This is a genomic window from Brevundimonas sp., assembly GCF_041919755.1.
Taxonomy (GTDB): Bacteria; Pseudomonadota; Alphaproteobacteria; order Caulobacterales; family Caulobacteraceae; genus Brevundimonas.
This window is the reverse complement of the sequence record NZ_JAYRTD010000005.1, coordinates 173,267-196,711: the sequence shown is the minus strand read 5'-3', so window position 1 is coordinate 196,711 and position 23,445 is coordinate 173,267. Positions and strand designations below refer to the sequence as shown.

The following is a 23,445-nucleotide window of genomic DNA, read 5'->3' as shown; positions in this document are numbered from 1 at the left end:
TCGGCGCTTGCATCCCCGAAAATCGGCGGCTATATCGCCGCTTCCCCGCGCAGCGGTCCCTTCGTCTATCGGTTAGGACGTCAGGTTTTCAACCTGAAGAGAGGGGTTCGACTCCCCTAGGGACTGCCAGCGCGGGGCGTTCCATTTCCTGACATCGCAAATCTTAAAGCCGGCCCGGTCGGATGGGGAGGACGCGCGACTTGGTCGCCAGAGAACGTGATGTCATGCTGGAACGCCTGTGCGCTCGGAAGCCTTGGCAGGGCGTCGGAAGGCAACAAATCCGCCCTTTGTCGGGCTTGAGCGTGTTTTTTCTCTTTTCCAGTGTTCACAGAACCGTGTTAAACGGAACCCGTCCGTAAGGTTAAGCGGACGGAGGGGTGGCTGTGTCTGACTACGCGGGCGTTGAGACGGGTACGGGGGCGGTTGTTCGCGTCACCGGTCATGTGAAGTGGTTTGATCCGGGCAAGGGTTATGGTTTCATCGTGCCTGATGATCCTGGCCTAACGGACGACCGTGACGTCCTGCTGCACGTCACCAGCCTGCGCGACAAGGGCCACGACACGGCGGGCGAGGGAGCGGCCATCGTCTGCGACTGTGTGCGGCGGCCCAAAGGCTGGCAGGTCACCGAGATCCACGAACTGGCGCAGACGGAAGCGCCATCAGAGCTCGTGCGCCGCTCCGCCTACGATGGCCTGCGCAATCACCCAGACGCGCTGACGCTGGATGATGCGGATGCGGCCGGCCTGGAGTCCGCCGTGGTCAAATGGTTCAATCGCACCAAGGGCTATGGATTCGTCGTGCGGAATAATGAGCCCGGCGATATCTTCGTGCATGTCGAGACCTTGCGGCGTTGCGGTCTGGATGATCTGTTGCCTGGCGAGGCGGTCGCCGTGCGCTTCGCCGATGGGCCAAAGGGCCTTGTGGTTGCGGAAATCAGACCGGGCGGTTGATCGGACCGCCCCATGAGGGTGTGAGTCTATGTCGAATCGTCGTGGATTTTTGAGCGGTCTGGGCGCAGGCGTGGTCGGCCTGACCCTGTTGGCGGGTTGCGCAGGCGCGGGTACGCCCAAGGATGCGCAGGGTAATCCGCTGGAGCCGCTGACCGTCGTGACGTCGTCCGGCGAGCATCGTTTCATGGTCGAGATCGCCGACGATGACGCCGAGCGGCAGCGCGGGTTGATGGAGCGCCCACCGCTGGCTGACGACCGGGGCATGCTGTTCCAGTTTCCGGACGTCGCCCCACGTGCGTTCTGGATGCACAATACCCCCAGTTCGCTGGACATCATCTACATCGATCCGCGCGGCGTGATCGTCTCGATCGCGCCCAACGCCCCGCCCAACAGCGATGCCTTGATCCCCTCCAATGGTCCAGCCAGCGGCGTGCTGGAGCTGCGGGCCGGTCGGGCGGCAGAGATAGGGGCCAAGGCCGGAGACCGGGTCCGCCACCCCTTCTTTGCCGAATAAGCTATTTGCTGCGTTGCGGTGCAGGCCCGAGTGTGTCAAATCCCGCCGCCGGAGTGTAGCGCAGCCTGGTAGCGCATCTGGTTTGGGACCAGAGGGTCGGAGGTTCGAATCCTCTCACTCCGACCATTCATTTGGCGGCTACCGCTCGCGCCGCGGGCGCTCGCTGCTTGAGCCGCGGATATCCGCCAGCGACGAGACCGACATCATGCTCGCCCGCATCTATCGTCCCGCCAAGACCGCCATGCAGTCCGGCAAGGCCAAGACCTTGAGCTGGCGGCTTGAGTTCGAGCCGGCTTCGGCGCGGACCATCGACCCGCTGATGGGCTGGACGAGTTCTGACGACATGAACGGCCAGGTGCGACTGACGTTCGACACGGCCGAGGAAGCGGTGGCCTATGCCGAAAGGCACGGGATCCCCTTTCGCCTGCACGAGCCGCAGGAACCGCCGGTCATCATCAAGGCCTATGCCGACAACTTCGCCACCTTCCGTAAACAGCCCTGGACGCATTGATTGCGGGGCGGCTGACGCTTGCGACGGGTCGCTCGCTGGGCCGCGTTTTCGTTTGCGGCGCTCGCGCTTTGCGCTAGTTGAGCCGCGAGAGCGCCCATAGCTCAACCGGATAGAGCACCCGCCTTCTAAGCGGGATGTTGCAGGTTCGAGTCCTGCTGGGCGCGCCATTTCATCCAATGCGGAACAAACGGTCGCAACAACGGCTTTTGCGACCATGCCGCGCTATTTTTTCGATACGACCGCTGACGGAACGCCGGTGGATGCCGAGGGCGAAACTCTGCCGAATGACGCTGCAGCCTGCGCTAGCGCGGTTGCCAGCCTGTCGGAGCTGTTGCCAGGCCATGCCTCAGACCTCCTCGGAGGCGGGTCGTTCGGTGTCACGGTTGCGCGGGAAGACGGTACTGTCTTCTACCGGATAGAAGCGGTCGCCACAGAGTTGTAGTAAGTGGGCCACAAGAGGTGTAGCGCGTATCGCGTCATGAAACCGTGACGCTGGGGACCCCGAATCGACATGGCCAGCGGACTGAGCGCAGAGCACAGCGGCAACGGTTTGCTAGAATCGATGGATGAGGCCGACCAGATCGCGCTTGGACCCCATCTTCGCCGCATAACCGTGGAGAAAGACCAGGTCCTGATCGAGCAGGATGTGCGGGTCCGGGAAGTTCATTTTCCGGTCGCCACCGAACTGTCCAACGTCATGGCCTTCAGCGACGGTCGTGTGGTCGAAATTTCGACCGTGGGTTCGGAAGGGGTTTCGGGCCTCGCGGCCTTCCTAGCCGAAGCGCCATGCGCTTGGCGCGTGACGGTGCGCGAGGGGGATACCGTGATTGCCCTTTCGGCCTCCGCCCTGCGCAAACAGGTGGTCGAGAGCCCGCGCCTTCTGAAGCGACTGATGCTGCTGACCCACGACAATCAATCGCAGGGAGCCCAGAACGCCGCCTGCAATGCGATCCATGACAGCACCTCACGACTGGCGCGCTGGATCTTGACCCTGTGCGACCGCACGGGGCGTGAGGCGCTGGACCTGACGCAGGAAGAGATGTCGGTGATGCTGGGCGTCCAGCGCACGACCGTGTCCGCAGGTGCCGCCGAGTTGAAACGTCAGGGGGCCATATCCTACGCGCGAGGCGCACTGAGGGTTGAAAACCGTCGCCGTCTCGAGGCGGCGGCCTGCGAATGCTACATGATGCAGCGGACACGGACCGACAAACTCGGCCTCGCTCCTGGTCAGAGCATGCTGGAACCCGAAGACTAATTGCGGCCTGTCGGTTGATACCGCCGTCGCGAACGGTTCTAAAGGCGCGGGGTACAGTTGCGACGACGGCGAGGCGGCGATGCGATCAGCGAAGGTCGGGAAGGCAGGGGTCACCGGCGCAGTTCTGACGCTGGCGCTGACCCTGGGCGCCTGCGACCTGATCGGCAACCGAAATCAGGCTGACGAGACAGCCCCAGTCACCGAAACCAGTACGGTCGCGCCCGATTTCGCCAGCCCGACCCTGGAGGCGATCAAGGCCCGGGGGCGGTTGAACTGCGGCGTCCATGAGGGATTGGTCGGGTTCGCCTATACGGACAATCGCGGACAGTGGCGGGGCTTCGACGTCGATTTCTGTCGAGCCCTGGCGGCGGCTGTGTTGGGCGACGCGAATGCGGTCCGTTTCGTGCCGGTGTCCAATGCCCAGCGGTTCGAAGCCCTGCGCAGCGGGCGGGCCGACGTTCTGTGGCGCGAGACGTCCTGGACCTTGTCACGCGAGGCGCAGGAGGGCGTGCGCTTCGCAGGCATCAACTATTACGACGGCCAAGGCTTCATGGTGCGCCGCGCCCTGAACCTGACTAGTGCGCAGGAGCTGAATACTGCCCGTGTCTGCGTCCAGCGCGCCTCGACATCCGAGGGCAATGTGGCCGACTGGTTCCGGGCGCGCGGCCTGGAGTATCGCAAGGTCGAAGCGATCAGCGCCGAGGCCGCAGCGGCAGCCTATGGTCGCGAGGAATGCGATGCGCTGAGCGCCGACATCTCGGCCCTGGCGGCGGCGCGAACCACGCTGGCCAGCCCGGATCAGCACATGATCCTGCCCGATGTCATCTCCAAGGAACCCTTAGGGCCGGCGGTGAAGCGGGGCGACGAGGCCTGGACGTCGGTCGTGCGCTGGACCCTGAATGCGCTGGTCGCGGCCGAGGAATTGGGCGTGACGTCCGAGAATATCGATGTTCAGGTCGAGGAGGCATCCGACCCGCGCATCCGCCGTCTGCTGGGCGTTGAGGGCGAGCTCGGATCCATGCTTGGCCTGTCCGACGACTGGGCGAGGCGCGCGATCAAGGCACAGGGCAACTATGGCGAAATCTTCGCCCGGAATATCGGCCCCGATTCTCCGCTCGACCTGGAGCGGGGGCTTAACGCACAATGGAACGCGAGGCCGGGCGGCCTGATCTACGCCCTGCCCATTCGATGACAGCGCCCGATCAACGGGCCGGGGGACGCATGGACGACACCAAGAAGGGCGGTTTGCCGCTGCACTGGCTGATGCTGATCGGCTTTGTCGTGGGACTGGGCGGCGGCATGGCTGTCCACCTGCTGGCCGGGGCTGAGGCGCCGTGGGTGGTGTGGGTCACGTCCAACATCACCGGGCCCGCCGGGCAGATTTTCCTGCGCCTGCTGTTCATGCTGGTGATCCCGTTGCTCTTCTCGGCCCTGGTGGTCGGTGTCGCAGAGATGGGCGACCTGAAATCTCTCGGTCGCGCAGGGTGGAAAACGCTCGGTCTGACCGTCGTGGTGTCCAGCATCGCCGTCATCATCGGCCTGGCCATGGTCAACATCTTCCAGCCGGGTGCCGGTGTGGATCCCCTTCTGGCGGCCAGCCTGCTGGAGCAGGGACGTGAGGGGGCGACGGCCATCACCGAGAAGGCACCGGAGACGGTGCAGTTCGGTCAGTTCTTCCTGGACCTGATCCCGTCAAACGTCTTCACGGCGGCGTCTGAGAACCAGATCCTGCCGGTGATGATCTTCGCCCTGTTCTTCGGCATCGGCCTGGTCATGGCCAAGAGCCCGGCGACCGACCGACTTCAGACCGTGATTGAGGGCATCCTCGAGGTCACGATGAAGCTGATCAACATGGTCATCAAACTGGCCCCCTATGCGATCGCCTGTCTGATGTTCAACCTGGCGGCGCTGTTCGGCTGGGATCTGCTGGTCAAGCTGGCGGCCTTCGTCGCCGTCGCGGTCGGCGCCATGCTGATCCACATGTTCGTGGTCTATCCGCTGGTCGTCTGGATCGGGGCGCGTCGCTCGCCGCTGGCCTTCTTCCGCGGCATCCGCGAACCGATGGTCGTGGCATTCTCGACGGCCTCGTCCAACGCCACCCTGCCTGTCGCGCTGAAGGCGGCGGACGAGCAGCTGAACCTGCCGCGCAAGATCGCTCGCTTTGTTCTGACCGTCGGTGCGACCGCTAATCAGAACGGCACGGCGCTATTCGAGGGGGTGACGGTGCTGTTCTTGGCGCAGTTCTTCCAGATCGAGCTGTCGCTGACGCAGCAGGTCGTGGTGATGCTGGTCTGTATTCTGGGCGGAATCGGGACGGCGGGTGTGCCGGCAGGCTCCCTGCCGGTCGTGGCGATGATCCTGGTCATGGTCGGTGTGCCCGCCGAGGGCATAGGCCTGATCCTGGGCGTCGACCGCTTCCTGGACATGTGCCGCACCACCCTGAACGTCACGGGTGATCTCGTTCTGGCCACCGTCGTCTCTCGCGGCGAAGATGACGTTCCGGTCGTGGCGGACGACGAGGTACCTGTCGCGCCTGCGACCTGACCTAGTCGATCTGAACCGGGGTGTCCGACCGGGCACCCCATTCGGCCCAGGAGCCGTCGTACAGGCGGCTGTCGCTGCCAAGTTCCGCCAGGGCCAGGCTGAGGACGGCCGCCGTGACGCCGGAGCCGCAGGTCGTGACGATGGGGCGGTCGATGTCCACCCGGGCGTTCTGGAACGTCTCGGCCAGAGCCTCGCCCCGCTTCAGGCGACCGGTGTCGTCCAGGACCGCCTTCATCGGCAGATTGATCGCGCCCGGCATATGACCCGCGCGCAGGCCGGGACGTGGCTCCGTCGTCTGCCCCGAAAACCGGGCGGCGGGGCGGGCGTCGACGACCTGGGCATCGCCGGTCAGGGCCGCCATGACGGTGGGCACGTCGACAACAGCGTTGCCGTCAAAAGTGGCGCGGAAATTTGCCGCCGGCGGCGCAGGGCGTGGCCCGGATTCGACAGGACGGCCCTCGTCTCCCCACGCAGGCAGACCGCCGTCTAGGACGACGACCCTGTTTGCCCCCATCACCCGGAATGTCCACCAGACGCGAGCGGCGGAGAACAGGCCGTGGGTGTCGTAGACGACAATGGTGTCCGTCTCGGCGATACCGAGCGCGCCGGCGGCCTCCGCGAACGCTGCGGCAGTCGGCAGCATGTGCGGCAGGTCGCTGGTATGGTCTGAGATGGCGTCCAGATCAAAGAAGACGGCACCTGGGATGCGGGCGGTCTCGAAATCGGCCCGGGCGTCGCGCCCATCCAGATGCCAGGATCCGTCGACGATGCGAAGATCGGGATCGTTCATCCGCGTGGCGAGTTCGGTCGTGGACATCAGGGGAGAGGTCATTGGGCCAGACTAGCACAGCCGCCACCAGGGCGGGCAGGGGCACGCTGCGACTGATCCTGGGCGATCAGCTCTCGGATAGCCTGTCTGCGCTGGAGGGGCTGGATGCCTCGCGCGATGTCGTCCTGATGGCCGAGGTCCGGGATGAGGCGACCTATGTGCAGCACCATAAGCAGAAGATCGCCCTGATCTTTGCGGCCATGCGGAGTTTTGCCCTGCGGCTTGAGGACCGGGGTGTGACCGTGCGCTATGTGCGGATCGACGATCCGGACAACACCCATTCGATCACGACGGAGCTGGATCGCGCTCTGGAGGACCAGCCTTTCGAGGCTGTGGCCATCACCGAGTGCGGGGAATGGCGGCTGGCTCAGGCCCTGGCCGCCTTCGCCGAGACGGCGAAGGTACCGGTTGAGGTGTGCGAGGACCGACGCTTCATCTGCTCACACGACCGCTTCCGCCGCTGGGCCTCGGGCAAGTCGGCTCTGCGGATGGAGTTCTTCTATCGCGAGATGCGGCGCGAGACCGGCATCCTGATGGACGGCAAGGCCCCCGAGGGTGGCCAGTGGAACTATGACGCCGAGAACCGCAAGAAGCTGACGAAGGGGCTGCGGCCGCCCACGAGGCTGCGCACCACGCCCGACGCAGTGGCAAAGGAGGCGATCGCGGACGTGGAGCGGCTGTTTCCCGGTCACTTCGGCAGCCTGGACTACTTCGGCTGGCCCACGACGGCAAAACAGGCTGAGGTCGTAGTTGCGGACTTCCTGAAGGACATTCTGCCGTCGTTCGGAGATTGGCAAGACGCCATGGCCGAGGGCGAGCCCTGGATGTGGCACGGCCTGATATCGACCTCGATCAATCTGGGTCTGGTCGATCCGCTGGACGTCTGTCGGCGCGCCGAGGCCGAGTATCGCAAGGGGCGAGCACCCCTGAATGCGGTCGAAGGCTTCATCCGCCAGATCCTGGGCTGGCGGGAATTCGTGCGCGGCGTCTATTGGTTGAAGGTGCCGGAGTATCGAAAGCGCAACTTCCTGGACGCGGACCGCAAACTGCCGTGGTTTTACTGGTCTGGCGAGACCGACATGGCCTGTATCGCCGACGTCGTCGCCACTTCACGCGACAATGCTTATGCGCACCATATCCAGCGGCTCATGGTCACCGGCAATCTGGCCATGCTGCTGGGGGTGCATCCGGACGCGGTCGATGACTGGTACATGACCGTCTATGCCGACGCCTATGAGTGGGTGGAGATGCCCAATACCCGCGGCATGGCGACCTTTGCGGACGGCGGCATCGTGGGATCCAAGCCCTATGCGGCGTCTGGAGCCTATATCGACCGGATGAGCGACTATTGCGGCGGCTGTCGCTACGATGTGAAGGCTAAGGCGGGCGAGGGGGCGTGCCCGTTCAATCGCCTCTATTGGGGTTTTCTGGAGCGCAACCAAAAGCGCCTGCGGGACAACGTCCGACTGGCCATGCCCTATCGAACGCTGGAAAACTTCGGCGCGGAAAAGCGAAAGGCTCTATTGGCCGAAGCGGAGGCGTGCAGGACCATGCTGGGCGCGGTCCCGACCGACTAGGGCTCCGGATCTTCCTTGTTGGCGACGGTCTTCAGAGCCGCCAGGGCACGGGCGCGGCCTTCGGCGTGGTCCACGATCGGACGCGGATAGTCGTGACCGAGCCTTAGGCCGATCTCGCGCAGCACCTCCGGCGGGGCCATCCAGGGCGAATGCAGCCATTTGTCCGGCACGCGGCGCACCTCCGGCACCCAGCGGCGGACATAGGTGCCGTCGGCGTCGAACTTCTCGCCCTGGGTGATGGGGTTGAAGATGCGGAAATAGGGGGCGGCATCGGCCCCCGAGCCCGCCACCCACTGCCAGTTCTGGACGTTGGAGGCCAGGTCGGCATCCACCAGCGTGTCCCAGAACCAGGCCTCGCCCTCGCGCCAGTCGATCAGCAGATGTTTGATCAGGAAGGACGCCACGATCATGCGCACGCGATTGTGCATGATGCCCGTGGCCCACAACTCGCGCATGCCGGCGTCCACGATCGGATAGCCGGTCTGGCCGGTCTGCCAGGCCTTCAGACCCTTCGCGTCCTTGCGCCAAGGCATGGCGTCGTATTCGGGGCGGAAGGCTTCGGTCGTGATCTGCGGAAAGGCGGCCAGCAGATGGGCCGAGAACTCGCGCCAGACGATCTCCGAGATGAACTTCTCGGCTTCCTTGCCGGCAGCCTCGCTCTCCCGCGCGGTCTCCACGACCCGCCAAGGGCTGATTTCGCCGAAGTGCAGGTGAGGGGACAGGCGACTGGTGCCTGCCTTGCCCGGCAGATCGCGGTCGCGGCTGTAGGTCTTGGCGGCTGACCCGAGAAACGCCGTCAGCGCGGCTTTGGCCCCGGCCTCCCCAGGTGTGCCACCAAAGTCCTTGGACCAATCGGGGCGCGCGGGATGCAGGCCCCAGTCATCAATCTTGTCGGAAGCCACACCTTGTAGGCTCTTGATCGCGCGCGGGACCGCGACATGGGCAGGGGGCGTCGCCTCGGCCAGCAAGGCCTTCATGAAGGGCGTGAAGACCTTGTAGGGCTGGCCCGAGCCATTCAGCACCTTTCCCGGCGTGCACAGCAACGTGCCGTTGAAGCCCTTGCAGTCGATGCCGTCGGCCTGAAGGCCGTGGGCGATATCGGCGTCGCGGGCAAAGGCATCGGGTTCGAACAGCCGGTTCATGTAGACCGCCTCGGCCCCCGTCTCCTCGATCAGACGACGCAGTTCCGATTCGCTGTCGCCACGCCGCAGGATCAGCTCGGCACCGTGTGATTTCAGCGATTGCGCCAGCGCCCGCAGAGACTTGTCCAGCCACCACAGCGAGGCGGCACCTATCGGCCGGACGCGGCTGCCTTGATCCAGGATATAGACCGGCACGACTGGACGGCCGCTCTTCACCGCATGGTCCAGCGCCGGATTGTCGGCCAGGCGCAGGTCCTGACGGAACCACAGGATGAGGGGGCGGTCGTCGGCCTTGGTGGTCATGCGGTCGCGCTCCGTGATAGCTTGCGAACACCAACGTCCGACGCCACCTGATCGCCGCATAGGTGCGTCAGTTGCGCCGTCTCTCCAAGCCGAAAGTCCATGCCTGTGTCAAAGCCCAACGCCATCATCGACATCAAGGACGGCCTGACCCGCCCCGTCTCCATCGGTGGCGGCCAGCGGATCGTCTTCATCGCCGGCCCGTGTCAGCTGGAAAGCCGCCAGCACGCGCTGGAGATGGCCCATGCGCTGAAGGAGATCGGCGAGCGGCTGAACGTCGGCATCATCTACAAGACCAGCTTCGACAAGGCGAACCGCACCAGCGCCACCGCCGCCCGCGGGTTCGGCCTGGAAGGCTCGCTACCGATCTTCGCCGAGATCCGCGAAGTGACCGGTATGCCTGTCCTGACCGACGTCCACACCGAAGAGCATTGCCGTATCGCCGCCCAGGCCGTGGATGTACTGCAGATCCCGGCCTTCCTCAGCCGCCAGACCGACTTGCTGCTGGCCGCCGCAGCGACCGGCAAGGCGATCAACATCAAGAAGGGTCAGTTCCTGGCTCCCTGGGACATGAAGAACGTCGTCGCCAAGGTCACCGGCGCGGGCAATCCGAATGTCATGGCCTGCGAACGCGGTGCCAGCTTCGGCTACAACACCCTGGTGTCGGATATGCGGGCCCTGCCGGTGCTGCGCGACATCGGCTGCCCGGTCGTCTTCGATGCGACCCACAGCGTCCAGCAGCCGGGCGGGCAGGGGACGTCCTCGGGCGGCCAGCGTGAGTTCGTGCCGGTGCTGGCCCGGGCGGCCGTGGCCGTTGGCGTCGACGCCGTCTTCATGGAAACCCACCAGGATCCGGACAATGCCCCGTCGGACGGCCCGAACATGGTACCGCTCGATCAGTTCGAAGCCTTGGCCGCCGAACTCATCGCCTATGACGACTTGACCAAGAGCCGGATGGCGAAAGCGGCGTGAATCCGATAGGCCCTAGGCATGGCTGAACGGACGCTCGACCTCGGACAACTGCAGGCTCTTCTGGAGAAGGTGCGCGGGTTGAAGATCGCCTGCGTGGGCGACCTGATGCTGGATCGCTACGTTTATGGCGAGGTCAGCCGCATTTCACCGGAAGCCCCCATCCCTGTGCTGAAGACGCGCCGGACGACGGCCATGCCGGGCGGCGTCGGCAATGTCGCGCGCAATGTGGCGGCCCTGGGCGGCGTGGCGCGTTTGGGAGCCCTGGTCGGGCAGGACGCGGCCGGCGATGAACTGATCGGGCTTATCTCGGCCGAAGACGGGATCGAGAATGCGCTCGAGCAGCGCGTGGGTGCGGCCACCATCATCAAGACGCGTTTCGTCGCGGCTGGTCAGCAGCTACTTCGGCTGGACGACGAGGACAGCCCGATCGCTGCAGCCGATAGCGACGCCTTTTCAGGTGCTTCTATAATTCTGTTGTCAGATTATGCCAAGGGCGTGGTCAGCGACGCCATGATCGCCAAGGCCATCGCGGCGTCGCGATCGGCTGGTGTGCCGGTTGTGGTCGATCCCAAGGGTCGGGATTTCGCGCGCTATGGGGCCGTCGATCTGATCAAGCCCAACGCCAGCGAACTGGCGGGGGCCACGGGCCTGCCGGTCGAAACGGATGAAGAGGTCGAGGCGGCGCTGGCGGCGCTTCTGGCGACCACCACGGCCAAGGCTGTCGTCGTCACACGCGCCGGCAAGGGCATGAGCCTGATGCGGCGAGACGGACCTGTCGCGCACTTCCCCGGTCGTGCGCGCGAGGTATTCGACGTTTCGGGCGCAGGCGATACGGGGCTGGCGGCGCTGGGGCTCGCGCTCGGTGCCGGCACGTCGCTGGAGACGGCGGTGGAGTTTGCGATCCTGGCTTCGGGCGTGGTGGTCGGCAAGGCGGGCACGGCGGTCGTGACGCCTGCCGAGCTGATCGACGCCGAGATGAGCCAGCATGCCGCCAGCGCCCATGCCAAGGTCATGCCGCTGGATGATCTGGCGCATGTCGTCGAGGGCTGGAAGCGGCAAGGGCTGAAGGTCGGCTTCACCAACGGCTGTTTCGACATCCTGCACCGCGGCCACGTCGCCTATCTGGCCCAGGCGCGCAGCTGGTGCGACCGACTGGTGGTGGCGCTGAACACGGACGCGTCGGTCCGCGCGCTGAAAGGAGAGGGGCGGCCGATCAACGATCTGGACAGTCGGGCGGTCGTCATCGGCGGGTTGCAGTCCGTCGATCGGGTGACGGCCTTCGACGATCCGACGCCCCTGGCGCTGATAGAGCGACTGCGGCCCGATGTCCTCATCAAGGGCGCGGACTACACGCGCGAGGGTGTTGTCGGCGGCGATCTGGTCGAGAGCTGGGGCGGCGTCGTGCGGCTGGCAACCTTCGAGGACGGCTATTCCACCACGCGCACGATCGAGAAGATGAGGATGGACGGATGACGCGGCGCATGATCGTGGTGACCGGCGGCGCGGGCTTCATCGGCTCCAACATCGTGGCCCGGTTGTGCGGCGAGGATCGCTACGACGTGGTCGTCTGCGACCGTCTGGAAAACGCGGCCCTAGGCAAATGGAAGAACATCGCCAAACACCCCATCGCCGATTTCTGGCAGCCCGAGGAACTGTTCGAAAAGCTGGGTCGCCATGCCGAGGCAATCGAGGCCGTGGTCCATATGGGCGCCATCTCCTCGACGACGGAGGCGGATGCGGACCTGATCATGCGCACCAACTTCAGCCTGTCGCGTGACCTCTGGAATTGGTGCGCGCTTCATGATGCGCGGCTGATTTATGCCTCATCCGCCGCAACCTATGGCGATGGCGAGGCGGGTTTTGCGGATGACGACAGCCCTCAGGCACTGGGTGCGCTACGGCCGCTAAATGCCTATGGGTATTCGAAAATGCTGTTCGATCAATATGCAGCGCGGCAGTCTGATCAAGGGCAGTCACCCAGCCAGTGGGTCGGGCTGAAGTTCTTCAACGTCTATGGCCCAAACGAATACCACAAGGGTGGTATGAAGTCGGTCGTGGCCCAGATATGGCCGAAGGTGCAGGCCGACGAGGCGGTGACCCTGTTCCGCTCGCACAACCCTGCCTACACCGATGGCGGACAGATGCGCGACTTCGTCTTCGTGGACGATGTGGTCGACATCATCGCCTGGCTGCTGGATACGCCGTCCGTGTCGGGCGTGTTCAATGCCGGATCGGGCCAGGCGCGGTCGTTTCTCGACCTGGCGCATGCGACATTCGCCGCAGCCGGAAAGGCTCCCAGGGTCGACTATGTCGATACGCCCGAAAGCATCCGCGACAAATATCAGTACTTCACCGAGGCTCGGATGGAGCGGCTCCGCGCCGCAGGCTATTCGGGCCAGTCCACGCCGCTGGAGGAGGGGGTCCGTCGCTACGTCCAGGGCTTCCTGTCACGACCGGACGCCTATCGTTGACGCGCACGCGGCTGACGTTCAGGCAGTGGGTCGGCTGGACCGGCTTTGCTCTGATCGCCGTCCTGACCCTGGCGATCGCGATCTGGCGTGGAGACATTCTGCAGGCTTGGCTGGACCCTGGTGTGCCGTTCCAGACCTATACGCCGCCGCCCGCGCCCGACTATGCCCAAGCCGACAGCTGGGCCCTGAACGAAGCACGTGTGCCGCAGGCCGGGACCGCAGCGGTCTTCTTCTTGCACTCCACAACGTTCGACGGCGGTCGAGACTGGAATAGCCCCATCGCTGATGTCGAGGCAGATCGCTATCTGAGGCGCGTCGTCCTGCCGAACTACGCTGGGCCATTCGCCATGGCCGGGGCCATCAGCGCGCCGCGCTATCGCCAAGCCAGTCTCTATACCCGCCTGACCTCGCGCGAGGATGCGCGAGAAGCTCGCGCCTTTGCCTATCGCGACGTGGCCGCCGCCTTCGATGTCTGGCTCGCGCGCCATCCGACGGGGCCGTTGCTCCTCGCAGGCGTCGAACAGGGCGGAGAGTTGCTGGAGCGCCTGGTTCGGGAAAAGGTCGCGGGCAATCCGGCGATCCGGCGACGGGTCGTCGCCGTCTATCTGATCGATGTGGTGACCCCCGCGCAGGCGCTACAGCCGCAATTGCCCGCATGCCGGTCTCGAATCCAGACAGGCTGCATCGTCGGCTGGTCGCCGGTCAGCGACGACAACGATGGTGCCGCGTCTCGGCGTCTGAGAAGGGCTCTGGTTTGGGACGCGGGGGGTCAGCTGGTCAATCTGGATGGCCGCGCGGCTCTGTGCGTCAACCCTGTCACGGGCAGCACCGGCGACACTGCGGTATCGGCAAGGCTTCACGCCGGCGCGACGAATGCCACCGGTCTCGAATGGGGGGCCCGGCCAGCTCTGCTGGCCCGCGAAATTGCGACGCGATGCGAGGACGGTGTCCTGAGACATTCGCCACCGACGTCAGAGTCTTTCAAGCCTTCCGGCAGCTGGTCTGATAGGCGAAAGTCCAGGCCTTACAATCTGTTTTACGGCGATATTGAACGTGACGTTCAGGCAAGGCTAAGGATGTATGCTGACGGGCCAGCGGCTTAAGGTCGGTTCAGTTGGCTGGCCGTCAGTCTGCGGACGCTCGATCGTTTCGCCAGTCAAACAGCGCTTCCAGCACGCGAACCGCCTCACCGCGTGGAGACGTCAGGTCCGGATCGCTCCCCAAAATCAGGCGCGCATCGTCGGCTGCCGCCAGCAAGAGACTGCGGTGACGGATGGCATCGGCGAAGCGATAGGCCGGAAATCCGCTTTGTTTCAGACCCAGCGGGTCGCCACCGCCGCGTAGCCGGAAGTCTTCCTCGGCGATCTCGAAACCGTCCTCGGTCCGCCGCAGGGTCTCGAGGCGCATTCGAGCCGTCTCTCCCAGCCCGTCATCGCCGCCGCCATACAGCAGGATGCAGGCACTGGCCTTGGCTCCACGACCGACCCGTCCTCTGAGTTGATGAAGCTGGGCCAAGCCGAATCTGTCTGCGTGTTCGATGACCATGATCGTCGCATTCGGGACATCGACACCGACCTCGACCACGGTTGTTGCGACCAGCAAGGGCAGTCGACCATCCGCGAAATCGGCCATGACGGCCTCGCGTTCAGCGCCCGGCATCTGGCCATGGGCCAGGCCGACCTCGACCTTCAGAAGGCGGCGGAGATCGGCGGCGCGAGCCTCTGCGGCGGCCAGGTCGATGGTTTCGCTCTCGGCGACGAGGGGGCAGATCCAGTAGGCCTGGGCTCCACTAGCCAGCGCGGCTTTCAACCGTTTGGCGACCTCGCCAATGCGGGTCTGGGGCAAGACGGCGGTCGTGACGGGCGTGCGGCCCGGCGGCTTTTCCATCAGGCGCGACACCTCCAGTTCGCCATACTGGGTCAGTTCCAGCGTTCGCGGGATGGGTGTGGCCGACATCGTCAGCAGGTGAACGCCGCCGGTGCGCGGGTCGCCCTTGGCCTGAAGTCGCTGGCGCTCGTTTACCCCGAAACGGTGCTGTTCATCGATGACGGCCAGGGCCAGTCGGTCGAAGCGGACGGCATCTTGGAACAGCGCGTGGGTGCCGATGGCGACCTGGGCCCGACCAGATGCCAGGGCCGCGAGCCGCTCGCGCCGCTCGGATGGAGTGTCCCGCCCTGTCAGCAAAAGGCTGGTTACACCCGCGTTTTCGAGCAATGGCGCAAGACGTTGATAATGCTGACGTGCGAGGATTTCTGTCGGCGCCATCAAGGCGGCCTGGAAGCCCCAAGACGCCGTATCCGCCAGGGCGAGGGCGGCCACGGCCGTTTTGCCGGAGCCGACATCGCCTTGCAGCAGCCGCCCCATCTGCCCGCCCGATGCCAGGTCGCGCCGAATGTCCTCCAGGGCCTCCGCTTGGGCACCTGTCAGGCGAAAGGGCAGGGCGTCCACCAACCGGGTCGAGGCGTCCCCTGGCATGATGCGAGGTGCCGGGGTGATCTTTCGGGCGCGCCGGCGGCGGGCCAACGCCATCTGATGGGCCAACAGCTCATCATAAGCCAGGCGTTGGCGTGCCGGGGCCTCTGGCAGCAGATCCGCCTCGGAAGATGGCGCATGCAGCCGGTTCAGCGCCTCATGCCAGCTCGGCCAGCGCATCTTCGCCAGCCAGGCCGCATCCTGCCACTCTGCGAGCTCGGGGACATGGACTAGTGCCGCTTGGGCCAGTTTGCGGACCACCCGAGAGGTCAGCCCTTGTGTCGCCGGATAGACGGGCTCGACGGCGGGAATATCGGCGGCCTGTTCCGGGGTGAAGATGTCCGGGTGGACGATCTGGACCTCGTTGTTGAACCGCTCGACCTTGCCCGATACCCACCGCTTCTGGCCCTTGGGCAGCAGGCGGTCGATATGCTGGGCCGAGCCTCCGAACCAGATCAGGTGGACGAAGCCGGTCTGGTCCGTCGCGCGCACCTTGATCGGTGCACCCGGTTTGCCCGGCACAATCAGCCGGTCGATGACGATCTCGAACAGGCCGACCTGCCCCTCGACCGCGTCGACGGCGGTCATGGGGCGGCGAATGATCAGGCCGGACGGAGACAGAAAGGCCAGGTCGCGCACCAGCGGCCCGGCCAGTTTCTGGACCAGGGGCAGGATTTTCGGCCCCACGCCCTTCAGGCTGGAGACCTCCGCGAACATGGGAAAGAGAATCTGCGGCCTCATGACCTGCAGCATAGCTGGCGAAAGGCCGGTTGGAACGCTATCTGCATCATCCTGTTGCGCACGGGTGACCGACGCGGCCGACCACATCCAACGGAACGACCGGGCAAGGAACCTTGTGACCGATACACACGCATGTCTGACGGACGACAAACGGAACCGGCTTGGGCGGATCGCCTTCCGGGCGTGGCGGCGCGGGTTCCGCGAGGCCGACCTGGTGCTGGGGCCGTTCACCGATCAGGTCGGGCCAACGCTGACGGACACCGAGCTGGACGATTTCGAGGCCTTGCTGGCCCAGGACGACGACCATGAACTCTATGCCTGGATCATCGAGAGCCGCCCGACCCCTGACGTCCACGACACGCCGTTGATGGCAAAGATCAGGGCCTTCATGCGCGCCCATGTGGCCGCGGCCGTGGCCGAGGGGGCGGGTTGATGGACGGCAAGGCGATGCGGCGCGATGATCGCGAGCTGGGCGGTGCGCCGGAAGGGCTTGATGCCCTGACCGTTGCCGAGCGATTGAGGGTGGACGGGGGTGTCGGCCTCTTCATCGCACGCGACCACGGCCGCATGGGCGAGTTCGTTCAGGCTCTCGGCTTCTTCTCCAAGGATATTGAAGTCGTCGAGTTTCCAGCTTGGGATTGCCTGCCCTACGACCGCTTGAGCCCGACATCGTCCATCTCTGCAGAACGGATGGCGGCACTCACACGACTGGCGCGGCGCGACCCGTCGGATCGACGACCGCTGCTGGTCGTCACGACCGTTGGGGCCGCCATGCAGCGCACGCCGCCGCGAGAGGTCACCGAAGCCGCAGGGTTTGAGGCCGTGACCGGCACCGAACTGGATACGAGCCAGCTCGAGCGATATTTCGCGGCCAATGGCTATATGCGGGCCTCGACCGTGTCGGAGAAGGGCGAGTTCGCCGTGCGCGGCGGCGTCATCGACGTCTATCCGCCCGGTTTTGAGGAGCCCGTGCGTCTGGACATGTTCGGCTCGGAACTCGAGTCGATCCGTACCTTCGACCCGGCAACACAGCGATCGACCGGACAGAAGACCTCCGTCGCCCTGGCTCCTGTGTCCGAAGCTCTGTTGGACCCCGACAGCATTTCGCGGTTCCGCACCGGCTATCTAACCCTGTTCGGTGCGCCGGGTGACGACCCTCTGTATTCGGCGATCAGCGAGGGCGCGCGACGTCAGGGCATGGAGCACTGGCTGCCTCTGTTCTATGACCGGCTGGAGACGCTGTTCGACTATTTGCCGGACGACGCGCGACTTTTTTTGGACAATCAGGTGGAGGCAGCGCGGGCCGAGCGCTGGACCCTGACGGCCGACGCCTATGAGGCCCGGCGTGATGCTTCAATGACCAAGGCCGGGGCCGCAAACCGCGCCCTGCCGCCACAGCGGCTGTATCTGGACGCCGGCGACTGGAACAGCGCACTGGCCGGACGATGGGTGCGCCGGTTCTCGCCTCTGGCGGTCCCGGGTGAGGATGGGGGCGGACGTCTGGGCCGCAGCTTTGCCGCCGAGCGGGCGCAGGACAGCATCAACCTGTTCGAAGCCGTGGCGCGCCATGCCGAGGCGCTCAAGGCTGCGGGCAAGCGGGTGCTGTTCGCGTCCTGGACAGAGGGCTCGTCCGATCGCCTGGCATCAATGATGGCCGATCACGGGCTGGAGCATGTCATCGCCGTGCGTGACTGGGCAGATGTCCAGGCCGCGCCGAAAGATGTCTATCTGCGCGGCATCCTGCCGGTCGAGCATGGGTTCGAGACGGACGATGTCGCCGTCATCTCCGAGACCGACATGCTGGGCGACCGGCTGGCGCGTCCACGCAAGAAGCGGCGCGCGTCCAACTTCCTGGCCGAGGCGTCCGCTCTGACGACGGGCGATCTGGTGGTCCACCTCGATCACGGCATCGGGCGGTATGAGGGCCTGAAGACGCTGGAGATCCAGGAAGCCCCGCACGACTGTCTGGAACTCATGTATGCCGGTGAGAGCAAACTCTATCTACCGGTTGAAAATATTGATCTTCTGACCCGCTACGGCAGCGATGCCGATGGTGCCCAGCTGGACCGTCTGGGCGGGGCTGGCTGGCAGGCGCGCAAGGCCAAGGCCAAGCAGCGGCTGCGCGACATGGCCGAGGGGCTCATAGCCCTGGCCGCCAAGCGGGCCTTGCGGACCTCTGAAGCCATCACGCCACCGCAGGGTCTGTTCGACGAGTTCTGCGCCCGCTTCCCCTATGAGGAGACGGACGACCAGCTGAACGCTATCGGCGACGTGCTGGAAGATTTGGGCAAGGGCACGCCCATGGACCGCCTGATCTGCGGCGACGTCGGCTTCGGCAAGACCGAGGTGGCGCTGCGGGCTGCCTTCGTGGTCGCCATGACTGGGCAGCAGGTGGCCGTGGTCTGCCCCACGACGCTGCTGGCCCGCCAGCACTTCAAGACTTTCAGCGAACGGTTCGCGGGCTGGCCCATCACCGTGCGGCACCTGTCGCGCATGGTCGCGGCCAAGGATGCGTCCGAGACCCGCGCGGGTCTGAAGGACGGCACGTTCGAGATCGTTGTCGGCACCCATGCCGTCTTGAGCGAGCAGGTCGGGTTCAAGGACCTGGGCCTTGTTATCGTTGATGAAGAGCAGCACTTCGGCGTCAAGCACAAGGAGAAACTCAAGTCGCTTCGGGCCGACGTTCACCTGCTGACCCTGACCGCCACGCCGATCCCGCGCACGCTCCAGATGGCGCTGTCGGGCATCCGCGAGATGTCGATCATCGCCACCCCTCCGGTCGACCGGCTGGCGGTTCGCACCTATGTGACGCCTTGGGATCCGGTTCTGATCCGCGAGGCGCTGCTGCGCGAGAAGTACCGTGGCGGCCAGGCCTACTATGTCGCGCCACGCCTGAAGGACCTGCCTGACATCGAGCAGTTCCTCCGCGAGCAGGTGCCCGAGGTTAAGTTCGTCGTCGGCCATGGTCAGATGAGCCCGACCCAGTTGGAAGAGGTCATGAGCGCCTTCTATGACGGCACCTATGACGTGCTGCTGTCGACCACCATCGTCGAGAGCGGGCTGGACGTGCCGACGGCCAATACCCTGATCGTGCACCGCGCCGACATGTTCGGCCTGGCCCAGTTGCACCAGATCCGGGGCCGGATCGGACGGGCGAAGGCCCGGGCCTTTGCCTACCTGACCACGGATCCGAAGCGGCCGCTGTCGCTGTCGTCCGAACGACGACTTCAGGTGCTGCAGTCGCTCGACAATCTGGGCGCAGGCTTCCAGCTGGCCAGCCACGATCTGGATCAGCGTGGGGGCGGCAATCTGCTGGGCGACGAACAGTCGGGTCACATCCGAGAGGTCGGCGTCGAACTGTACCAGCAGATGCTGGAAGACGCCGTCGCGGAGCTGAAGTCCAACGGCGAAGGCGGCGAGATCGACAGGGGTTGGTCGCCCGCCATCAATGTGGGCGCGGCTGTACTGATTCCAGAAGCTTACGTGCCGGACCTCAATGTACGTCTCAGCCTGTATCGTCGTCTTTCGGATGCGGAAAAGACCGAGGAGCGCGAAGCACTGGCCGCCGAACTGATCGACCGGTTTGGCCCGCTACCGGATGAGGCGAAACAACTGCTGCGGATCGTTGGTATCAAGGCGAACTGCAAGACGGCCTGTATCGAGCGCATCGACATCGGGCCAAAGGGGGCCGTCCTGACCCTGCGCAACAACGCCTTCCCCAATCCGATGGGTCTGGTCGGCCTGATCCAGAAGAACCACGCCTTCTGGAAGATACGTCCGGATCAGAAGATCGTGGTTAAGGGCGACTGGGACACGCCTGAAGAGCGACTAAAAGTGGCCGAGCGGATCACCAGCGATCTTGCGCGGGTGGCCGGAGCCTAGAGTCTGATCGGCTGCGGAGGAATCGCTTCGCGATTCCGCTGATGCCGTGAATCAGGCTCCAGAACTATGCCGGTGCGAAATCTTAGCCGAGTTGGACGGCGTCCAACTCAACCGATTAGCTCTGGCGGGCGGCATTGATGTCGCGCGATGCCCGCTCCAGCACGGCAGCGGGGCTCTCGCCCGGCTGAACTTCCGCGACGCCGCATTCGAACTCGACGACGAAGGGCGTCTTGTCGGGTCCGGCCTCGAAGGCGGTGCAGCCGATGACGGCGGCGATGCGATCCGCCGCGATCCGGCCGGCGCCACCTCGCGTGGCGGGCAGGGCTAGGGCGAAGATGTCGGGAGCCAGGCGGGCCGCAGTATCTTCGGTCCGGATCAGGCGCGAGACCATGGTGCCGATCTGAGGCAGGGCGCGATCCAGCCAGCCGCCGCGCCGAGCCTCACGCACGGGCTCCGTCTCACTCACGCGCAGCACCGCGACCGACAGAGGACGACGACGCAGGCGCGCGCCCTCGGCGACGCGGGCCAGGTGACTGGCGAACAGTTCAGGGGTGAACAGGCCGGTATTGGGGTCGGTCAGGCCGGAGCCGCGCGCGCTTTCCAGCGACTTGCGGATGGCAACATGGCGACGATGGGCGCGGGCGAGGGCGACGATCCGGTCGGCGGTCTCCTCCTCCGGCGTATCGGCGGCCGCGACGTCGGCAAAGCCACGATTATACAACTCCGCCAGATTGATTTCGGCTGAACCGCGCAGATAGAGCACCGCCGGGATGTGATAGAGGCGGGTATTCCGCTTCATGCCCGAGGCGATGGACAGAGCCGGGGCGTGATCCTCTGCCCCCCAGAGGACGGCGGCGTCGAAGGCCCGCTCATGCAGATAGTCGAAGGCGGTATAGGGCGTCGGGGCGGCGACGACCTCGCAACCGTGGACCTCCAGCGCATTGGACAGGGCCAGGAAATGCCGGTCTGCCTTGCCGGCCGCCAGGACCCGCAAAGGGGCCTCATCGACATCGACCGGCTTCAACGGCTCGCCGCGCGCAGTGAAGGTCGTTTCGCGCAGGGCGACCTCTTCCTCCGCAATGGCCGAGCGAACCAGCGCCTCCAGCCGCAGGGCCGCCTGCGCCGGATGCGGTGCGACCGACATGACCAGATCGGCTTGGGTACCCACCCACTGTGTCGCCTCGTGTCCGATGGCCAGAACCGGCAGGCGGCGCGGGGCAACGGCGAGCCTCAGTGCCTCGACACTGGCTTCTGTGTCTTCGATCCGGGCGTCCAGAATGACGGCCTCCAGCGGCCAGTCCATTAGCACCGTCAGTGCCGCAGCCAGCGAACGCGCCGTGACTGTCCGCCAGCCCAAGGCATCCAGCCCCTGGCACAGCGGGCCGACCACCGCGTCGTCATGGGCGACGACCAGAATGCGAGGATCGGAACTCAAGGGCTGACATCTCCAGCGCCGACCGGATTCGACGTAGGCCGAACATAGCGACCGCACCCCAAGCGGAGCAACAGCGACGAGAGGCTTTCCCCCGCCTTCAGATGGGCTATGGTGATCGGCTGTAGGGCGGTTGTGGGGACCGGATTGTTATCTGAAAAGAATACGCACCCGGCGACGCGATGGGCCACGCCTGCGCTCTGGGGTCGCCTGGCGGTCAAGGCCTTCGCGCGCAGCTGGGGCCGCGACGTCATGCTGTACACCGGCGGGGTCTCGTTCTTCGCCCTGCTGGCCGTGTTTCCGGCCATTGCCATCCTGATCGGCTTCTACAAGGCGGTGCTGACGATCGGCCAGGTCAGCGAGCAGGCGGCCGCCCTGGCCGACGTCATGCCCTATGCCGCCCGCGCCATATTCATGGCCGAAATCGACCGGCTGGCCAACGCCTCGGCCAGGACGGTGTCGGCCCAATCGGCCTTCGCCCTGATCATCGGCGGCTATGCAGCGCATCGAGGATTCAAAGCTTTGCTGGCCGGACTTAATCTCATACATGACGAGACAGAGCCGCATGGCTTCTTCAAGTTCAACCTACTGGCCTTTTTTGTAGCCGTATTTGCTTTCCTGCTTTTCACCGTCGTGTCGGGTGCGGTCGTCACCTCGCGGATCATCGAGCGGGCCAGCGCGGACGAGCCGGGGCGGCTGGTATCCAACTGGAGCTGGGACGCCCTTTGGCCAGCGCTAGGTCTGGCGATCGGCCTGACCCTTCTTTACCGCTATGCCATGTCGCACCGTGCGCCCGTGGCCTGGCTTCCGTCGCTGGTGGGCGGCATAGTCGCCACGATCATGTCGACCATCTCGTCGTGGCTGTGTGCCATCTACGTCGAGCAAATTGCGCCTCTGGGGGCCACCTATGGCTCGGTCGGTGCGGTCGTGGTGCTGCTGATCTGGCTGTCCTGGAACGTCAACGCCATCTTCTATGGCGGGGCCTTCACGACAGAGATGGAACTGGCCACGCGTTCCAAGGGTGCACCGGAACTGGCCCCCGTAGAGCCCTTGCCGGAGACTGTCGTCAAACTGTCGGATCGCCGGGCGCAACGACGGTGATCGACAGCACGCCGTCAGTTTCCTCGATAGCGACGACCTGACCGCCCAGTTGGTCCATCAGGAAGGGTACATCGATCCGGGCCATGGGATCGGTGGCCAGCAAGGTCACCTGCGCGCCGGGCAATGCCGTTTGCAGCGCCTTCTGCAACCTCAGACTGGGCACAGGGCAACGATGACCGCGGGCATCGATCACGGTCATGCTTTGATCCGGTGAAGCAGTATCTCCAGCGCGGTCCGAATGCTGGCCAGCCGAACGCCGTCGCGCCCGATGTCGCCATAGCGATGCTCCGCATGAATAACGCCGTCGGGACCGCAGGCTGCAAAATGCACCAGGCCCACCGGCTTGTCCTCCGAGCCTCCGCTGGGTCCGGCTATCCCGGTTATGGAGACCGAAACCGTTGCGTCGGACCGATCGACCGCGCCGATGGCCATGGCGCGTGCGACGGACTCTGACACGGCACCGTGCGTTCCGATCAGGTCCGCCGGTACGCCCAGCATGCTGGTCTTGGCCGCATTGCTGTAAGTCACGAACCCTCGGTCCACCACGGCAGACGACCCGGCAACGGCGGTCAGCGCCCCGGCCACCAGACCGCCCGTGCAGCTTTCAGCGGTCGCAATAATCAGGTTCCTGGCCGCTGCGGCCACGACGACCTGACGGGCTATAAGGGCAATGTCGTCCGGGAACATGGTTGGGCTTTCCGAAGCGGCGGGGTTCTGGTCTAGGGTAGTGGATCGCCGCGGGACCGGAAGAC

At 65.2% G+C, this 23,445-nt stretch carries 21 protein-coding genes and 3 tRNA genes; 18 read left to right on the top strand and 6 right to left on the bottom strand.

All coding sequences use genetic code 11. The annotated features are described in order from the left end of the window. Positions 1-54: 54 nt before the first annotated feature. From ACE3TH_RS08770 to ACE3TH_RS08725, 10 genes are all read left to right on the top strand, one after another. Positions 55-129, top strand: a tRNA-Glu gene (locus ACE3TH_RS08770). Between the two features lie 254 nt (positions 130-383). Then, complete coding sequence (locus ACE3TH_RS08765) at positions 384-950, top strand: cold-shock protein (RefSeq protein WP_374599280.1); 567 nt, start codon at positions 384-386, stop codon at positions 948-950. A gap of 28 nt (positions 951-978) precedes the next feature. Beyond that, positions 979-1,464 (top strand): DUF192 domain-containing protein, encoded by a 486-nt coding sequence (locus ACE3TH_RS08760; protein WP_374599278.1) that lies wholly within the window; start codon positions 979-981, stop codon positions 1,462-1,464. A gap of 49 nt (positions 1,465-1,513) precedes the next feature. Next, positions 1,514-1,590, top strand: a tRNA-Pro gene (locus tag ACE3TH_RS08755). 79 nt (positions 1,591-1,669) lie between these two features. Then, positions 1,670-1,975, top strand: a complete 306-nt coding sequence (locus ACE3TH_RS08750) for an ETC complex I subunit (protein ID WP_374599276.1) — start codon at positions 1,670-1,672, stop codon at positions 1,973-1,975. A gap of 90 nt (positions 1,976-2,065) precedes the next feature. Next, positions 2,066-2,142: transfer RNA gene (locus ACE3TH_RS08745), tRNA-Arg, on the top strand. Between the two features lie 47 nt (positions 2,143-2,189). Beyond that, on the top strand, positions 2,190-2,417 hold the full coding sequence (locus tag ACE3TH_RS08740) for a hypothetical protein (protein ID WP_374599274.1): 228 nt from the start codon (positions 2,190-2,192) through the stop codon (positions 2,415-2,417). A 69-nt stretch (positions 2,418-2,486) separates the two neighbouring features. After that, on the top strand, positions 2,487-3,230 hold the full coding sequence (locus ACE3TH_RS08735; RefSeq protein ID WP_374599272.1) for a Crp/Fnr family transcriptional regulator: 744 nt from the start codon (positions 2,487-2,489) through the stop codon (positions 3,228-3,230). 79 nt (positions 3,231-3,309) lie between these two features. Continuing rightward, positions 3,310-4,422, top strand: a complete 1,113-nt coding sequence (locus ACE3TH_RS08730; RefSeq protein ID WP_374599270.1) for an amino acid ABC transporter substrate-binding protein — start codon at positions 3,310-3,312, stop codon at positions 4,420-4,422. Positions 4,423-4,451: 29 nt separating this feature from the next. After that, on the top strand, positions 4,452-5,774 hold the full coding sequence (locus ACE3TH_RS08725; RefSeq protein ID WP_374599268.1) for a dicarboxylate/amino acid:cation symporter: 1,323 nt from the start codon (positions 4,452-4,454) through the stop codon (positions 5,772-5,774). A gap of 1 nt (position 5,775) precedes the next feature. Here the strand turns inward: ACE3TH_RS08725 and sseA are convergent, their stop codons facing one another. Further along, a complete protein-coding gene (gene sseA / locus ACE3TH_RS08720) occupies positions 5,776-6,591 on the bottom strand; it encodes a 3-mercaptopyruvate sulfurtransferase (RefSeq protein ID WP_374599266.1) in 816 nt (271 codons plus the stop codon). Positions 6,592-6,605: 14 nt separating this feature from the next. On the opposite strand from sseA, the gene ACE3TH_RS08715 reads away from it, so the two are divergent. Beyond that, on the top strand, positions 6,606-8,180 hold the full coding sequence (locus ACE3TH_RS08715; RefSeq protein WP_374599264.1) for a cryptochrome/photolyase family protein: 1,575 nt from the start codon (positions 6,606-6,608) through the stop codon (positions 8,178-8,180). Here ACE3TH_RS08715 and ACE3TH_RS08710 read toward each other — a convergent pair. After that, positions 8,177-9,625, bottom strand: a complete 1,449-nt coding sequence (locus tag ACE3TH_RS08710) for a deoxyribodipyrimidine photo-lyase (RefSeq protein WP_374599262.1) — start codon at positions 9,623-9,625, stop codon at positions 8,177-8,179. The two genes, ACE3TH_RS08715 and ACE3TH_RS08710, sit on opposite strands and share 4 nt — an antisense overlap. A 99-nt stretch (positions 9,626-9,724) precedes the next feature. On the opposite strand from ACE3TH_RS08710, the gene kdsA reads away from it, so the two are divergent. Genes kdsA through ACE3TH_RS08690 form a run of 4 tightly spaced genes read left to right on the top strand, consistent with a single transcriptional unit; the run spans position 9,725 to position 14,168 of the window. Continuing rightward, positions 9,725-10,594: a 3-deoxy-8-phosphooctulonate synthase gene (kdsA, locus tag ACE3TH_RS08705; RefSeq protein ID WP_374599260.1), complete on the top strand. Its 870-nt coding sequence runs from the start codon at positions 9,725-9,727 to the stop codon at positions 10,592-10,594. Positions 10,595-10,612: 18 nt separating this feature from the next. Further along, entirely contained in the window at positions 10,613-12,067 is a 1,455-nt protein-coding gene (gene rfaE2, locus ACE3TH_RS08700) for a D-glycero-beta-D-manno-heptose 1-phosphate adenylyltransferase (RefSeq protein ID WP_374599258.1), read from the top strand. Continuing rightward, entirely contained in the window at positions 12,064-13,065 is a 1,002-nt protein-coding gene (gene rfaD / locus ACE3TH_RS08695) for an ADP-glyceromanno-heptose 6-epimerase (RefSeq protein WP_374599256.1), read from the top strand. Before rfaE2 ends, rfaD begins: the two co-directional genes overlap by 4 nt. Then, positions 13,062-14,168 (top strand): DUF3089 domain-containing protein, encoded by a 1,107-nt coding sequence (locus tag ACE3TH_RS08690; protein WP_374599254.1) that lies wholly within the window; start codon positions 13,062-13,064, stop codon positions 14,166-14,168. The genes rfaD and ACE3TH_RS08690 overlap by 4 nt, the downstream gene beginning before the upstream one ends. A 22-nt stretch (positions 14,169-14,190) precedes the next feature. Here ACE3TH_RS08690 and recG read toward each other — a convergent pair whose 3' ends face one another. Continuing rightward, complete coding sequence (gene recG, locus ACE3TH_RS08685; protein WP_374599252.1) at positions 14,191-16,278, bottom strand: ATP-dependent DNA helicase RecG; 2,088 nt, start codon at positions 16,276-16,278, stop codon at positions 14,191-14,193. 115 nt (positions 16,279-16,393) lie between these two features. Between recG and ACE3TH_RS08680 the strand changes: the two genes are divergently transcribed. Both ACE3TH_RS08680 and mfd read left to right on the top strand, forming a co-directional pair. Next, positions 16,394-16,711 (top strand): succinate dehydrogenase assembly factor 2, encoded by a 318-nt coding sequence (locus tag ACE3TH_RS08680; RefSeq protein ID WP_374599251.1) that lies wholly within the window; start codon positions 16,394-16,396, stop codon positions 16,709-16,711. A gap of 14 nt (positions 16,712-16,725) precedes the next feature. Beyond that, entirely contained in the window at positions 16,726-20,160 is a 3,435-nt protein-coding gene (gene mfd / locus ACE3TH_RS08675; RefSeq protein ID WP_374599249.1) for a transcription-repair coupling factor, read from the top strand. 115 nt (positions 20,161-20,275) lie between these two features. Here the strand turns inward: mfd and ACE3TH_RS08670 are convergent, their stop codons facing one another. Beyond that, positions 20,276-21,595, bottom strand: a complete 1,320-nt coding sequence (locus tag ACE3TH_RS08670) for a diguanylate cyclase domain-containing protein (protein WP_374599247.1) — start codon at positions 21,593-21,595, stop codon at positions 20,276-20,278. Positions 21,596-21,844: 249 nt separating this feature from the next. Here ACE3TH_RS08670 and ACE3TH_RS08665 point away from each other — a divergent pair, with 249 nt between their 5' ends. Further along, entirely contained in the window at positions 21,845-22,693 is an 849-nt protein-coding gene (locus tag ACE3TH_RS08665; protein ID WP_374599344.1) for a YihY/virulence factor BrkB family protein, read from the top strand. Here ACE3TH_RS08665 and ACE3TH_RS08660 read toward each other — a convergent pair. Then, on the bottom strand, positions 22,659-22,892 hold the full coding sequence (locus tag ACE3TH_RS08660) for a sulfurtransferase TusA family protein (RefSeq protein ID WP_374599245.1): 234 nt from the start codon (positions 22,890-22,892) through the stop codon (positions 22,659-22,661). The two genes, ACE3TH_RS08665 and ACE3TH_RS08660, sit on opposite strands and share 35 nt — an antisense overlap. Continuing rightward, positions 22,889-23,380 carry a CinA family protein gene (locus tag ACE3TH_RS08655; protein WP_374599243.1) on the bottom strand — a complete coding sequence of 164 codons (492 nt, stop codon included), beginning with the start codon at positions 23,378-23,380 and terminating at the stop codon, positions 22,889-22,891. The genes ACE3TH_RS08660 and ACE3TH_RS08655 overlap by 4 nt, the downstream gene beginning before the upstream one ends. Between the last annotated feature and the right edge of the window lie 65 nt (positions 23,381-23,445).